The sequence below is a fragment of the Alkaliphilus peptidifermentans DSM 18978 genome (genome assembly GCF_900101495.1).
Taxonomy (GTDB): Bacteria; Bacillota; Clostridia; order Peptostreptococcales; family Natronincolaceae; genus Alkaliphilus_C; species Alkaliphilus_C peptidifermentans.
The window spans coordinates 43,593-58,468 of the sequence record NZ_FMUS01000020.1; the positions used below are offsets into that span (position 1 = coordinate 43,593).

Below are 14,876 nucleotides of genomic sequence, written 5' to 3' on the forward strand. Positions count from 1 at the left end.
CTGAAATAGGACGGTTATTTTTTGCGGTTATTTATTTAACAAAAGAAAATACTACAGGAAATTACAAAAAAATGTCGAACACTAAGATAAGACTTCATTAAGGTATTATTCGGGGGGCATGTTAAATGGAAAAAAATTATCACAAAAATATTAGAGAAGCATTCATCACATTCTTGAATCATTCGACTATGAAATATTTCGAATTTCCATTTGCCCATGTAGACTATAAAATGATTTTAGAGGATTTATTGATATTATCATCTGCCAATCATGTGGCCCTAAATATATATGATGGAGAAAAGCATGCATTAGTCACTGAAGAAATCTCCTCTGATGAGGGTCAGCTGAAAACCTTGATGGAAATACTGGGGCACCCCGTAAAAGGGAAATGTTGGAAGCTTAATGAAGGTGATATAATAGCATTAAAATCCAAAAAATTAGAAAAATTTCCCGGCCTGTATGAGCTTTCAGATGGAGAAATTCCAAAAACAATAGCTTCAATTATAAAAGCATATTTTAAAATTGGAGATATATATTCCATAGGACTCTGTCATAATGATAAATTACTAGGAAATATATTGTTTTTCATGGGGGAAAGCAACACTTTGGTTGACCATGAAATAATTGAACTATTTGTACATCAGCTTGGAATTATTCTTTTAAGGAAAAAGGCAGAAGAAGATCTAAGAGAAAAGGAAATAGAGCTAAACTCAGTAAATGAAGAAATGCTCTCCATGAATGAAGAGTTAGAATCCTCATTGCATCAACTTGTTGCAGCAGAGGAGGAGCTTAGGGATAATTACCATCAGTTAAAGCTTAAAGAGGAAGAGTTAAAAGAAAGTGAAGAAAGATGGAAATTTGCAATTGAAGGTAGTGGAGTAGGTGTGTGGGATTGGAATTTACAAACTATGGAAATACACTATTCCAACAAGGCACTTGAGATGTTTGGATATGATGAATTTGAGGCTATTCGAATTGAAGAGACCAGGGATAGGGTGCATCCAGATGATACCAAGCAGGTGAAGAAGGCTCTAGCGGCTCATTTAGAAGGTGAAACACCAATATATGAGACCATATATCGAGTTAAATGCCATAACAAAGAGTACAAATGGATATTGGATAAGGGGAAGATAGTGAGCTATACAGAGGATGGAAAACCGTTGCGAATGGTGGGTACTTATATAGACTTTTCTGAAAGAAAACAGTTTGAAGATGAGATAACTAAACAAAAACAAATTATGGAATCACTATTTGAATATGCTCCTGACGCTATTGCAAGGCTTGATATCCAGCTTCAAGTTATTGATATTAACCGTAAGTTCACAGAAATATTTGGATATAATCGGGAAGAATGCATAGGGAAGCATATTGATGCTTTAATTGTTTATGAAGAAGTAAAGGTAGAAGCAGAGGAAATTAATGATAAAGCAACTCAAAGCATGGTTGTTATGGCAGAGACCTATAGAAAAAATAAGGATGGACATTTAGTTCCAACAATAATTAGAGGTGGGCCAACTATAGTAAATGGAGAAATAATCGGATACCATGCCAGCTATACCGACATAACTGAACGAAGAAAGGCAGAGGACCGTATTAAATACTTAAGCTATCATGATAAACTGACGGGCTTATATAATCGTGCATATTTTGAAGAGCAATTAGAAGCTTTAGATTCTTACAGATACATGCCCATTTCTATTATTATCGGGGATGTTAATGGACTAAAGCTTACTAACGATGTTTTTGGCCACTTAGAAGGTGATAATTTACTTATTAATGTAGCTGAAATATTAATAAAAGGCTGTAGGCATACAGACATCATCTCCCGTTGGGGGGGAGATGAATTTGCTATTATACTTCCCAATACTAATGAAAAGGAAGTAATTGGTATATGCAATAGGATTAAATTAGAGTGTGTTCAAGCTAAAACCGAAGCAATTCAAATTAGCATCGCCCTGGGGTATGCAACAAAAACAAGCCATACTCAAAAAATTCGTGAAATAATCAAAGAAGCAGAGGAAAAAATGTATAGACATAAACTCCTTGAAAATAGAAGTACACGTAGTCAAATTATTAATTCACTACAAACATCCCTATTTGAAAAAAGTCATGAAACAAAGGAACATGCTGAAAGAATGAACAATTTGGGAATTAAATTAGGTAAAAGATTGGGATTAAATGACAATGAGTTAGACGAGCTTAGTCTATTGACCCTATTACATGATATAGGAAAAATTGCTATACCAGATAGTATTTTAACAAAGCCAGGTTCCTTGACTGATGAAGAATGGGAGATAATGAAAAAACACCCAGAGATAGGATATCGTATTGCGGAATCATCTCAAGAGCTATTTCATATTGCAGATTATATCCTTAATCATCACGAAAGATGGGATGGAAATGGTTATCCTCAAGGGCTAATGGGGGAGGAAATACCTAAATTAGCTAGAATTTTAACCATTATTGATGCATATGATGTTATGACCAATTCTAGAACATATAAAGATCCCATTACCCATCAAGAGGCTATTAATGAAATGGAAAAATGCTCTGGTAAACAATTTGATCCCCAAATAACCAGTGTATTTATCGAATTACTAAATGAAGAATAGATAATTGCCTTATTAAGTAGACTAATAGAGGATGTTATTCTGGTTGGCATAAACTGCTGCCTTGGTTCTATCCTCCAACTCTAGCTTTGAAAGTATGTTACTAACATGAGTTTTCACTGTTTTAATTCCAATATATAATTCTTCACCAATCTCTTTATTGTTTTTACCTTCTCCAATAAGCTTTAAAACCTCAAGCTCTCTTTGAGTTAGTAGGGAATGCTTAGGAGATTTTTTTTGCACTCTATTTAACATCAAAGTGGTTACTTCACTCTCAAAAACAGGCTTATTATTAACTGCCTTCCTAATTGCTTCAACTACTTCACTGGCAGAGGAGGTCTTTAAAAGATAACTAAAGGCCCCTGCTTCTAGAGCTGAAAAAACCTTATCATCATCTATAAAACTTGTTAAAGCAATGATTTTTATAGTTTTATTTAATGTGCTATATTCCTCTATAATTCTTTTAGTTGCTTGAATCCCATCTATGTCTTCCATTACTAAGTCCATCAATATTACATCTGGGAATAGCTCAACTGCCTTTGCTATGGCCTGTCTACCACCATTGGCCTCTCCAATAATTTCTATATCTGCTTCTGTTGAAAGATATGCATTAAGGCCCATACGTACCATTTCATGATCATCTACAATTAGCACCTTTATCTTATAATACATATAAATCGCCTCCAATCTTTTCTACTCACCACTGCTATTCTGTGAAACCTCTACAGGTACTCTAATTTCTATTCTTGTTCCCTTATTGGGATAAGAGAGGATATCAAATCTTCCACCTATTTCAGATACCCTTTCCTGCATAGTCAATATACCATAAGAGCTCTTCTTATCTGTAGAAATGTCAAAACCAGCACCGTTGTCTTCTATATAAACAAGCAAAACATTTTTTCTAATGCAGAGTTTTACTGTAACCAATGAGGCCTTTGAATGTCTAAGTACATTAGACATAGCTTCTTGAAAAACCCTAAAAAGGTGGTCCTCTATTCCTTGAGAAATACTTATTAAATCTTCTATTTCCCATTTTATCGAAATATTTGTATTTTTTTCATCCAGTTCCCTTAGTAGTGAAATTAGACCTTCCTTTAAAGGCATACCATTTAATCGTACTGGCCTTAGATGCATTATTAAAGCCCTTAACTCCTGTTGTGCCAAATGGGTCATTTTCTCAAGATTTTCAAAGAGTTTTTTTGCTTCTGTAGGGTTGCTTTCTATAATATTTTTAGCTGCACTTAAAGTAATTGATATTGCAAACAGCTGTTGACTTATAGCATCATGTAGCTCCCGGGCAATCTTCTTCCTTTCACCCAGAGAAGCAGCGGCTTCTGCATTTTCTAATATTTTTTTATTTTCATTTACTAGCCTTTGTAAAGATTCAACCTGCTTCTGTATTTGTATTGCCATAGAATTGAACTTATTATTAATTTGATCGAATTCCCAAAATTCCTCAGCTTCTAATCTAATATCAATTCTTCCCCTAATTAAAGCTTCGTGGGCATCTTGCAACTCTGATAATGATTTTTTGATTTTTGCAGAGAAGGGAAATCCAATAATAATCATAGTAACTAAAGAAGAAATTAGTGCTGCAATAACAAATAAATATATATTTGAATTAGTAAGCAAAGTATCCTGGAGCTTATTGCTCCCACTATTTAAAGTAATCATCCCATAAAAAATCAGGTAAGTGGTTAGTATACTCATTAATGAAGCACTTAGTAGCTTTTCAAGGAGTGCCCACCTGATACTTTTTTGTGAACCAAAAGAAAACCATTTATTGCTCATATTTTAATCCACCCTCTTAAGCTGAATTTCACCTATCTTTAGAGTTAATCGCAAGCTTACTTTTTTATAGGCTGCATCATAATTAGGTGTCCTATAGGTTATAGTGCCTGGGGTACCTGTATGGTCAATATCAAATAGTTCTATATTTCCTAAGCGTAGGTCTGCAATAACATCAATAGCCAAATCTGTAGGGACTAGTACAGTTATGCTGCCAATGTGACCGGCTATATTTAGATTGGTCTCACCTTCCTTTATTAGAGCTTTAGTCAAATTGATGGTTGCCTCACCTAAGCCTACATGAACAGATGTATCCTCTAAACCCCAAGGCTCATTACCTAATTCAAAGGATCCGATATTAATATATCTATTCTTTATATCTTTAAAATGAATATGAACATCAGATTTAGAGCCTCCCATATAAGTGATTCGTGGAGAGGTAAAGAAGGACAAGCCTATAAATATAAAGGCTAAAGGCCAAATGACCTGCCAAACATTAATACTCCCACCAAACCAATCTAAATGATTACCTATCAGGACAAACCCTATAAGTATTAAAAAAACTGGAAAAAAGAGCCCTTGAAGCCTCATTTTATTGCCATTAAATCGTATGCTTTTATATATATCATTAAAGCCCCATAGTACAAGAATAATAGGCCAGTAGGCTTTGAGAATATCCCCAGGATGAAAGAGTAAAAATCCCATATTCCCTAGTAAGTACAAAGCTCCACCTAATATAAGTAAAAGACCAATTGTTGTTCTTTTCATAACAATTTCAACCTCCATAGAATAAATACATAAATTTTTTATATAATTTTACTTGTTTATACAAATTATATCTAATATTAGAGGATAAGAAAACATTCTATGGGTGGTTTTTTATCTAGGTCTAGAGACTGAGGCGGAAGTAATAATCAAACATATGGTTAAAATATAATAAAATGTTAATAACTAAGGAGGATGAAGATGAGTAAGAAGCTAAATGATAATATTACTTGGGTAGGTAATACTGATTGGGAACTAAGAACCTTCCATGGAGTAGAATACACTACTCACCGTGGAACCACATATAACTCATACCTTGTGATGGATGAAAAAGTTGCATTAATTGATACAGTATGGCAGCCCTTTAGCAAGGAGTTTATTGCTAATTTAAAGAAAACTATAAGCCTCGATAAAATTGATTATATTATAATGAATCATGGCGAACCAGATCATAGTGGAGCTTTGCCAGAGCTAATGAAGGAAATTCCAAATACACCTATCTATTGTACTGAAAACTGCATAAAATCCTTAAAGGGACATTATCATAAGGATTGGAATTTTGTTGCTGTAAAAACAGGAGACAATCTCAATTTAGGAAGAAGAATTTTAACATTTATTGAAGCTAAAATGCTCCATTGGCCTGATAGCATGTTTTGTTATTTATCTGAAGATAATATTCTATTTAGTAATGATGCATTTGGTCAGCATTTTGCTTCATCAGAGCTATTCAATGATTTAGTAGATCAAACAGAGCTATATCAGGAGGCAATTAAGTATTATGCCAATATACTTACACCCTTTAATAAGCTTGTAAGACAAAAAATAGATGAGATTTTAGCGTTGAATCTTCCTGTAGATATGATTTGTCCAAGTCATGGAATTATATGGAGAGAAGATCCTATACAAATAGTGAAGAAGTATCTAGAATGGTCAGATGAGTACATAGAAAATCAGATTACCATAGTATATGACACAATGTGGAATGGAACAAAAACCATGGCAGAAGCCATAGCTAAGGGAATTAAAGAAGCAGATAAAGCAGTAATTGTTAAACTGTACAACTCGGGAAAAGCTGATAAAAATGATATCATTACTGAGGTATTTAAGTCTAAGGCTGTAATAGTGGGCTCCTCTACTATAAATAATGGAATTCTATACTCAATAGCAGGTATATTAGAATTTTTAAAAGGGCTTAAGTTCAAGAATAAAAAAGCTACAGCCTTTGGTAGTTATGGTTGGAGTGGAGAATCTATAAATCAAATTAAGAATAGTCTCGAAAAATCTGGTTTTGATATTATAAATGATGGTATAAAAGTTTTATGGATGCCAAATGAGGAAAATATGCAACACTGTATAGAATTTGGCCACGAGATTATAAAGAAAATATAAATTTTATAGATAGGAGGCACATGAAATGTGGCTCCTATCATAATGCTTAAGGGTATAAAGGTAACTGGTATATCATAAATATTAATAAAGAAGAGATAGCTATTCTGAATTGTTTAAATTTTAAAAAAATTAAAAAAATTCAAAAAGATTTAAAAAAATACTCTTGATTTTATGTATAATAAACATAAGAACAGCAAAAAAAGAATAAAAAATTTGAAAGGAGGAGAAAAAATGAAAATGAAACTGACAACAAAGATTTTTATTGGTCTAATGGTAGGTATTGTGGCAGGTCTTATTTTAGGAGGGTCCCCAGAAATTGCAACTAAGTTTATTGGACCATTTGGTACACTTTTCTTAAATTTAATTATGATGATCATTGTGCCCCTTGTATTTTCATCATTAATTGTTGGAGCTGCCAGTATTGGTGATATTAAAAAGTTAGGTAGAGTTGGTGGAAAAACTGTAGGCTTTTATCTAGCTACAACTGCAGTTGCTGTTACTATTGGTCTTATTTTAGGTAATTTAATTCAACCAGGAAGCGGTATGGTAATGCTGGAGGAGGTAACAATAGAAGCCAGAAATGCACCTCCGTTGGTGGAAACACTGTTGGCGATAGTGCCCAGAAACCCTCTTCAAGGATTAGTAAATGGCAACATGCTTCAAATTATTACCTTTGCTCTTTTCTTAGGAGTTGCTATAACAACCGCTGGTGAAAAGGGTAAGCCTGTGTTAAACTTTTTCGATAGTTTAGCAGAGATTATGTATAAAATTACAGCTTTTATAATGAATTTAGCACCTTATGGTGTATTTGCATTAATTACACCTGTGGTGGCCCATAATGGCCCTGCTGTACTGTGGCCACTAGCAAAGGTAATAGCTGCGGTTTATATTGGAGCAATTCTACATAGCATAATTGTTTATTCGTCTATTGTTAAGGTTTTTGCCAAGATGAATCCTTTGAGGTTTTTCAAGGGGGTTTCCCCAGCAGCTGCAGTTGCCTTTAGTACCTGTAGTAGTGCAGGGACTCTACCTGTTACTATTAAATCCTGTAGAGATAACCTTGGTGTATCAAATTCAGTTTCCAGCTTTGTTCTTCCACTGGGTGCAACAATTAATATGGATGGAACTGCCCTCTATCAAGGGGTATGTGCCTTGTTCGTAGCGCAAATCTATGGCTTGGATTTATCAATTGCACAACAAGTATCAATAATCTTAACAGCTACTCTGGCTTCTATAGGTACAGCTGGAGTTCCAGGTGCTGGATTCATAATGTTAACAATGGTTTTAACATCTGTAGGATTACCTCTTGAGGGCTCTGCTTTAATTGCTGGAATTGACAGAATTCTTGATATGGCTAGAACAACTGTTAATGTAGTTGGAGACTCAGCTGTAGCTGTAGCTATTGCAGCAACAGAAAATGAATTGAATGTTGAAGAAGGAAGCAAAGTGGAAGTTTAGAATCATCTGGTTTGTATAAAAATAAAAGCCCGAGAAGTCGGGCTTTTATTAAATCAAGGGGTGATACCTGTGAAAAAGAAAATTGGAATACTCGGTGGTATGGGCCCCGAGGCAACTGCTAATCTGTTTAATAAAATTATTAATTTAACAGAGGCAAATAATGATCAGGAGCATATACCTATTATTATAGATAACAATGTTTTAATACCAGATAGGACAGCATATCTTTTGGAGAAGTCTACAAATCCACTAAAATATTTGATTAAATCTGCCATAAAATTAGAATTAATGGGGGCAGATTTAGTTCTTATGCCCTGTAATACAGCACATTATTTCTATGAAGACATAATAAAATATTTAGATATACCCATGTTAAATATGGTTGATATTGCAACGACACATGTTTACAATAATTATAAAAATGTTAAACGCATTGGACTCCTGGCAACAATGGGAACATACACTTCTCGGGTTTATGAGGATAGCTTAAAGAGATTTGATATTGAAGTAGTACCTGTTCTAGAGGAAGATCAAAAAAAATTACTAGATATCATATATAGTATTAAAAAAGGAAATAAGGATAATCATAAGGAAGCTGTGTATAGTATTTTAAGATACCTAAGTAAAAATGAAGTATCAGTTATTATATTAGGCTGTACTGAATTACCTATTTTATTTGATATATTAAAAAATGATAAGGATATAATAAGACTGAAGCAAGTGTATATAGATACAACATATTTACTAGCAAAAAAAGCAGTAGAGCTTGCCAGCTTGTAAGCGTATCATAAATAAGCTATTTGAACCCAGCATAGCCCATTTATAGTGGTGTTGCTGGGTTTTACTATGTTAAGAAACAAATACTGCTACTTAACAATGTAGATGATGAGTACCCAATATATGTAATATATACAATAAAATGCATATATTAATTTTTCTATTTAAATTTACATGATTTACTTTTTCTGCTATATTTATATAATAATAACGATTACATAATAAAAATTATTAATTAAATAATTTAGTTCTGTATAGGCAAACTCTCCGAAAGGTGAGGACGCAAAGCTATGGGTCTACGGATATATCTAAGACTGCCAGGCTGCCAAGAATCCCAAGAGGGCCTATACACCACATAGGCCTTTTTTTAATAGGAAAGTCCTACTTTCCTATTAAATACGGGGTTGTTAAGGGGGCGTCCCCCTTATGATCAGCTTTTGTTCTTATCATAAAACCAATTAAAAGGGAGGAAGAAAATGAATAAAAAAGGTAGTAAACAAAATAACATATCAAACATGATAACAAGTAATAGGGTAAGAAATAGGTTGATTATTATAATGATAATTATAATTGTGTTGCCCGTAAGTATTCTTGGGTATCTAACCTATAGCAAGGCATATGAAATATTGGATGAAAAACTAATTTTAACAACTGAACAAACAACAAAAGAAGCAGGTGCTGCTTTACATGAATATTTAAGAGGGATTGAAAAGCAAGTAGCTGCACTTGCAGAAAATTCATTAGTTATGAAACTAGCTAAGGAGGAAGCTTCAGTAGAATTAGAGGATTCAAATTCAGCTATTAGCTATTACGATTTAGCAATGGAAATACTGGCTAACATTAATCATAATAATGAAACTGTATTAAATACATATATTGGAACTGAAAAGAAGGGAATGTATTTATATCCCAGTGGAAATTTGCCTGATGGCTATGACCCAACCCAAAGACCTTGGTATACTACAGCTCTATCACATCAAAACAGGGTAGTGTGGTCAGACCCATATATAGATACCGACTCAGGAGAAATAACAATTACTGCTGCCAAAGCCATCATTGATAATGGTAGGGTTGTAGGTGTAATAGGCTTCGATGTAGATATGAAGGAATTAACTAATAAATTAGCAAATGTTAAGCTTGGTCAAGAGGGATACTTAATCTTAGGAAATGATAACGGCATGGTAATTGTTCACCCTCAATCAGAGATGGTAGGCACCAGTGATATTACCCTTCAAAGCTTTTGGCAGGAAGTAAGCTCTAAAACAAATGGATTTATACGATATCAAATTGATAAGGAAAATAAATTCATGAGTTTCATTACTATACCAGGTACAGGCTGGAAGCTTATGGGAGCAATGGAAGAGCACGAGCTGATTTCAAGCACAAGTGAAATAAGAAACTATATCACAGTAGGTATTGCTTTTGCAATTGCAATTGGTGTAGTTATGGCACTTTTATTAGCCAGAATGATTTCAGTTCCTTTAAATAAGCTAAAAGAATCCTTTAGTAGAGCCGCTAAAGGAGATTTATCAGTTAGAGCAACTGTAAGCTCAAAGGATGAGTTTGGGCATCTTTCAGATAGCTTTAATAGTATGATGGAGGATATTACTATTCTTATTTCTGAGGTGAAGGAATCATCAATGATAGTGGCAAGCTCTTCCGATACACTTGCTCAGATTACTGCTCAAACAACAGCCGCCACCAATGAAGTGGCAATTACAATTGAAGAAATAGCAAAAAGTTCAGGGGAGCAGGCAAAGGACACAGAGATTGGAGCTTATAAAGTAAATGAGATTGCCAATCGGATTGAAGAAGTTGAAAAGGCAACAGGCGAAATGAACCAATATGCCGAAGTAACAGGTAAGCTAAGCAGTAAAGGCTTACAAGCAATTGACATGTTGACTTCAAAATCAGTACAGAGTGCCAATTCAGCTAAAGTAATAAATGAAATTATTTTAAAGGTTAACCAAAGCTCTGACTCAATAGGAACGATTACACAAACTATTAATCAAATTGCAGATCAAACAAATCTACTGGCTTTAAATGCTGCCATTGAAGCTGCTAGAGCAGGAGAAGCAGGAAAAGGCTTTGCGGTTGTAGCCGATGAAATACGTAAGTTGGCTGAGCAATCAGGCTCTGCTACTAAGGAAATAAATGGCCTAATTCAGAGTATGCAGGAGCGGTCAAGAGTAGCCGTAGAGGCAATGGAAGAAGCTAATGAAATTGTAAAGGAACAAGAATTAGCTGTTTCAGAAACTGAAAACATCTTTAAGGAAATTTCTGATTCTATTTCATTGTTTATGAAAAAGGTGATTGACATCAAAAATTATTCCACAGAAATGAATAAGAAAAAGGATGAAATTGTTATTGTAATAGAAAATGTTTCTGCAACCTCTGAAGAAACCTCTGCAGCAACACAGCAGGTTTCTGCAGCAACAGAAGAGCAGTTATCATCTATTGAAGAGGTTGAGTCCTATGCTCAAGAATTAAGCTCACTATCAGCAAAGCTCATAAAATCAGTGGAGAATTTCAAAATAAATTAACTCGTTTCGACATAATGTATGTATAAGAAAATCAGAATAGAGAATAATTTTTAATAATCTGTTAATTATTGAAAGATTACCTTGACACTAATATTGTTGAAGGGTTATAATTTTATTTAAAATATAGAACAAATACTTATACAGGCAATGAAGAGGAAAGTAATACTTTGCTGGACTTACAGAGACATAATCATTTGCTGAGAGATTATGATGAAGGTTTAGTATGAAAATCACCACAGAGCTGGAATTGTGAACTGAAAGTAATAATTCCCGTAGGCATACGTTAAGATGCATTGAGTGGCAGAAATACTTTTCTGTAATCAGGGTGGTACCGCGGTTTATTCGTCCCTAAGTTTATACTTAGGGACTTTTTATTTTTGATAAGGAATTACATTGTAAGACAATAGAGAGAGGATGAATAGGATGGAGAAGTATCAAGCATTATCAAATTTGCCAGTGGCCAGCCGTGAAAACAATATAGCAGATCATTGGGATCAGAATCAAATTCTTGATAAAAGCATTGAAAATCGTAAAGGACAAAAATCCTTTGTTTTTTATGAAGGGCCGCCAACCGCCAATGGTAGACCTGGAATACATCATGTAATCTCAAGAACTCTTAAGGATTCTGTTTGTAGATATAAATCTATGACAGGCCATCAGGTGAAGCGAAAGGCTGGTTGGGACACCCATGGACTTCCAGTAGAAATAGAAGTTGAAAAGCAGTTAAAGCTTTCAAGTAAACAGGAAATAGAAAATTACGGATTAGATAAATTCAATGAAAAATGTAGAGAATCTGTATTTACCTACGAAAAGCTTTGGAGAGATATGACAAGGAGAATGGGATATTCTATAGATTTAGATAATCCCTATATTACTCTAGATAATGATTATATTGAGTCGGTTTGGTGGATTTTAGACAAATTTTTTAAGGAAGACTATATCTATGAAGGGCATAAAATTTTACCATATTGCCCAAGATGTGGTACTGGATTGGCATCCCATGAAGTATCACAAGGCTATAAAGAAATTAAATCTAATACTGTAATTGCTCCCTTTAAGCTAAAGGATAAGGATGAATATTTTCTAGTATGGACTACAACACCATGGACACTTGCATCTAACGTAGCACTTGCAGTACATCCAGATGAAAACTACTTGAGAGTACAGCATCAGGACAAAATTTACTATGTAGTAGATAAGCTTGTTAATAAAGTAATAGGAGAAGACTATGAGGTGTTAAGTCAAATAAAGGGACGTGAACTGGAATATGTTGAATATCAACAGCTTATGCCTTTTGTGAAACCCGACAAGAAAGCCTTCTTTGTAACTATAGCAGATTTCGTTACCACAGATGATGGTACTGGAATAGTTCATATGGCCCCTGCCTTTGGTGAAGACGATTATCAGGTGGGAAGAAGATATGATTTACCAGTATTACAGCCAGTGGATGAAAGTGGAAAGTATACAGATACACCTTGGGCAGGTCGCTTTGTAATGGATTGTGATGTAGATATTATAAAGTGGCTTCACGCAGAAAACAAACTATTTAAGAAAGAAAAAATGGATCATAATTATCCCCACTGTTGGAGATGCTCAACTCCTTTATTATACTATGGAAAGCCAAGCTGGTATATTGAGGTTACTAAAATGAAGGAGAAGCTAATTGCTAACAATAAAGCTGTTTCATGGTATCCTGATTATGTTGGAGAAAAACGATTTGGTAATTGGTTAGAAAACTTAAATGATTGGGCTTTATCACGAAATCGCTACTGGGGTACACCACTTAATATCTGGAGATGTGAATGTGGCCATACTACATCTATCGGTTCAAGAAAAGAACTAATAGAGAAAGCTGTAGAATCTATTGATGATAGTATAGAGCTACACCGCCCATATGTAGATGATATTCACCTACATTGTGAAAAATGTGAAGGTCAAATGACCAGAGTATCTGAAGTAATTGATTGCTGGTTCGATAGTGGAGCTATGCCATTTGCACAGCATCATTATCCATTTGAAAATGCAGAGAATTTTGATGAGCTATTCCCAGCCGACTATATTTGTGAGGGGATAGATCAAACCCGTGGCTGGTTCTATTCATTGTTGGCTATTTCTACCTTTGTAAAGGGTGTGGCTCCCTATAAAAATGTTTTAGTAAATGACCTAATCCTTGATAAAGAAGGTAGAAAAATGTCTAAATCAAAGGGAAATACTGTTGATCCCTTTAATCTATTTGATGAGTATGGAGCCGACGTCCTAAGATGGTATCTATTATATGTTTCTCCAGCTTGGACACCTACAAAGTTTGATATTGATGGCCTTAAAGAAATTCAAAGCAAATTTTTCTCCACAATTCAAAATGTATATACCTTCTTCACCCTGTATGCCAATACAGATAATATTAATGCAACTGATTTCTTTGTAGAATATAACAAACGTCCTGAGCTAGATAGATGGATCTTATCAAAATTCAATAGCCTTGTAGGTGCTGTAACAGAAGATATGAAGGTATATGACTTGACAAAAGCAGTGCGTAAGATACAGGAATTTGTAAATGAAGATCTATCAAACTGGTACATTAGAAGAGCAAGAAGACGCTTCTGGGCTACAGAGCTTACAGATGATAAAAAAGCAGTATATAACACAACATATGAAATTTTGACAGGTGTTGCTAAGCTGGTGGCTCCATTTGCACCATTTCTTTCAGATGAAATGTATCAAAAATTAACAAATGAAGTTTCTGTACATCTTGCAGATTATCCAGAAATTAATAAAGAATTAATAGATAAAAATGTTGAAGAAAGAATGGACTTAGTAAGAAGTCTAGTGGGGCTGGGAAGAGCAGCAAGAGCACAGGCTAAAATAAAGGTGCGACAGCCTCTACAAAAAATCCTTGTTGACGGTAAATATTCTGGTTTAATATCTGATTTAGTTCCACTAATTGAAGAAGAGCTAAATGTAAAGGAAGTTATATTCGAAAATGAATTAAAGAATTATATGGACTTTAACCTTAAGCCAAATTTCAGAACAGCAGGTGCAATACTAGGATCAAAAATCAAATTGCTTGGTAAAGTCCTGGGACAATTGGATGCAGCAACTACTGCTGAAAAACTGGAGTCAGGAGAAAGTATATTTGTTGACCTAGAGGGTGAAAAGGTTGAGCTGGTAAAGGATTATATTCAAATAGCAATAGCTGCTAAGGAAGGCTTTACAGTTGAAACTGAGAATAATCTTTTTGTGATCCTTGATACCTCCTTAACTCAAGAGCTTATTGATGAAGGCTTTGCAAGAGAGTTTATTTCAAAGGTTCAACAGCTTAGAAAAAATAGTAATTTTGAAGTTACAGACAATATAAAGGTTTACTTTGATGGAGATGAAGAGATTACCAATGCAGTAGAGGCCCATAAGGAATACATTAAAATTGAAACATTAGCAGTGTCCATTGATAAGGTAGTAGATGATAGTCTTGAAAAACAAAACCTAAATGATCATGATACTGGAATTAAGGTAGAAAGAGTATAACAACTAAGGCACCCATTTGGGTGCC

Annotated in this window: 9 protein-coding genes, 1 riboswitch and 1 other annotated feature; of the genes, 6 read left to right on the plus strand and 3 right to left on the minus strand. The window is 34.4% G+C overall.

The window, feature by feature from the left end; translation table 11 throughout:
- Positions 1–125 precede the first annotated feature (125 nt).
- The gene (locus BLP68_RS14095; protein ID WP_091545104.1) at positions 126–2,612 is read left to right on the plus strand and encodes an HD domain-containing phosphohydrolase; all 2,487 of its coding nucleotides are present in this window, start codon (positions 126–128) and stop codon (positions 2,610–2,612) included.
- Positions 2,613–2,633: 21 nt separating this feature from the next.
- Here the strand turns inward: BLP68_RS14095 and BLP68_RS14100 are convergent, their stop codons facing one another.
- The 3 genes from BLP68_RS14100 to liaF are packed head-to-tail and all read right to left on the minus strand — an operon-like array spanning position 2,634 to position 5,165.
- Positions 2,634–3,281 (minus strand): response regulator, encoded by a 648-nt coding sequence (locus BLP68_RS14100; RefSeq protein WP_091545105.1) that lies wholly within the window; start codon positions 3,279–3,281, stop codon positions 2,634–2,636.
- Between the two features lie 21 nt (positions 3,282–3,302).
- Positions 3,303–4,400 carry a sensor histidine kinase gene (locus BLP68_RS14105; RefSeq protein WP_091545107.1) on the minus strand — a complete coding sequence of 366 codons (1,098 nt, stop codon included), beginning with the start codon at positions 4,398–4,400 and terminating at the stop codon, positions 3,303–3,305.
- Between the two features lie 3 nt (positions 4,401–4,403).
- Positions 4,404–5,165, minus strand: a complete 762-nt coding sequence (liaF, locus tag BLP68_RS14110; RefSeq protein ID WP_176759041.1) for a cell wall-active antibiotics response protein LiaF — start codon at positions 5,163–5,165, stop codon at positions 4,404–4,406.
- Positions 5,166–5,363: 198 nt separating this feature from the next.
- Here liaF and BLP68_RS14115 point away from each other — a divergent pair, with 198 nt between their 5' ends.
- The 5 genes from BLP68_RS14115 (at position 5,364) to ileS (ending at position 14,851) form a co-directional block, all read left to right on the plus strand.
- On the plus strand, positions 5,364–6,551 hold the full coding sequence (locus tag BLP68_RS14115; RefSeq protein ID WP_091545110.1) for an anaerobic nitric oxide reductase flavorubredoxin: 1,188 nt from the start codon (positions 5,364–5,366) through the stop codon (positions 6,549–6,551).
- 231 nt (positions 6,552–6,782) lie between these two features.
- The gene (locus BLP68_RS14120; RefSeq protein ID WP_330389178.1) at positions 6,783–8,009 is read left to right on the plus strand and encodes a dicarboxylate/amino acid:cation symporter; all 1,227 of its coding nucleotides are present in this window, start codon (positions 6,783–6,785) and stop codon (positions 8,007–8,009) included.
- A 69-nt stretch (positions 8,010–8,078) separates the two neighbouring features.
- The gene (cuyB, locus tag BLP68_RS14125) at positions 8,079–8,789 is read left to right on the plus strand and encodes a cysteate racemase (RefSeq protein ID WP_091545112.1); all 711 of its coding nucleotides are present in this window, start codon (positions 8,079–8,081) and stop codon (positions 8,787–8,789) included.
- A 244-nt stretch (positions 8,790–9,033) separates the two neighbouring features.
- A riboswitch (cyclic di-GMP riboswitch) is annotated at positions 9,034–9,116 on the plus strand.
- Between the two features lie 146 nt (positions 9,117–9,262).
- On the plus strand, positions 9,263–11,329 hold the full coding sequence (locus tag BLP68_RS14130; protein WP_091545114.1) for a methyl-accepting chemotaxis protein: 2,067 nt from the start codon (positions 9,263–9,265) through the stop codon (positions 11,327–11,329).
- A 138-nt stretch (positions 11,330–11,467) separates the two neighbouring features.
- Positions 11,468–11,682: a binding site (T-box leader), on the plus strand.
- A gap of 70 nt (positions 11,683–11,752) precedes the next feature.
- Positions 11,753–14,851 (plus strand): isoleucine--tRNA ligase, encoded by a 3,099-nt coding sequence (gene ileS / locus BLP68_RS14135; protein ID WP_091545116.1) that lies wholly within the window; start codon positions 11,753–11,755, stop codon positions 14,849–14,851.
- Positions 14,852–14,876 lie beyond the last annotated feature (25 nt).

What these genes read in the sequence shown, in the direction of transcription:
- BLP68_RS14095 (WP_091545104.1), top strand. Translation starts at nt 126, where the DNA reads ATGGAAAAAAATTATCACAAAAATATTAGAGAAGCATTCATCACATTC.
- BLP68_RS14100 (WP_091545105.1), bottom strand. Translation starts at nt 3,281, where the DNA reads ATGTATTATAAGATAAAGGTGCTAATTGTAGATGATCATGAAATGGTA.
- BLP68_RS14105 (WP_091545107.1), bottom strand. Translation starts at nt 4,400, where the DNA reads ATGAGCAATAAATGGTTTTCTTTTGGTTCACAAAAAAGTATCAGGTGG.
- liaF (WP_176759041.1), bottom strand. Translation starts at nt 5,165, where the DNA reads ATGAAAAGAACAACAATTGGTCTTTTACTTATATTAGGTGGAGCTTTG.
- BLP68_RS14115 (WP_091545110.1), top strand. Translation starts at nt 5,364, where the DNA reads ATGAGTAAGAAGCTAAATGATAATATTACTTGGGTAGGTAATACTGAT.
- BLP68_RS14120 (WP_330389178.1), top strand. Translation starts at nt 6,783, where the DNA reads ATGAAAATGAAACTGACAACAAAGATTTTTATTGGTCTAATGGTAGGT.
- BLP68_RS14130 (WP_091545114.1), top strand. Translation starts at nt 9,263, where the DNA reads ATGAATAAAAAAGGTAGTAAACAAAATAACATATCAAACATGATAACA.
- ileS (WP_091545116.1), top strand. Translation starts at nt 11,753, where the DNA reads ATGGAGAAGTATCAAGCATTATCAAATTTGCCAGTGGCCAGCCGTGAA.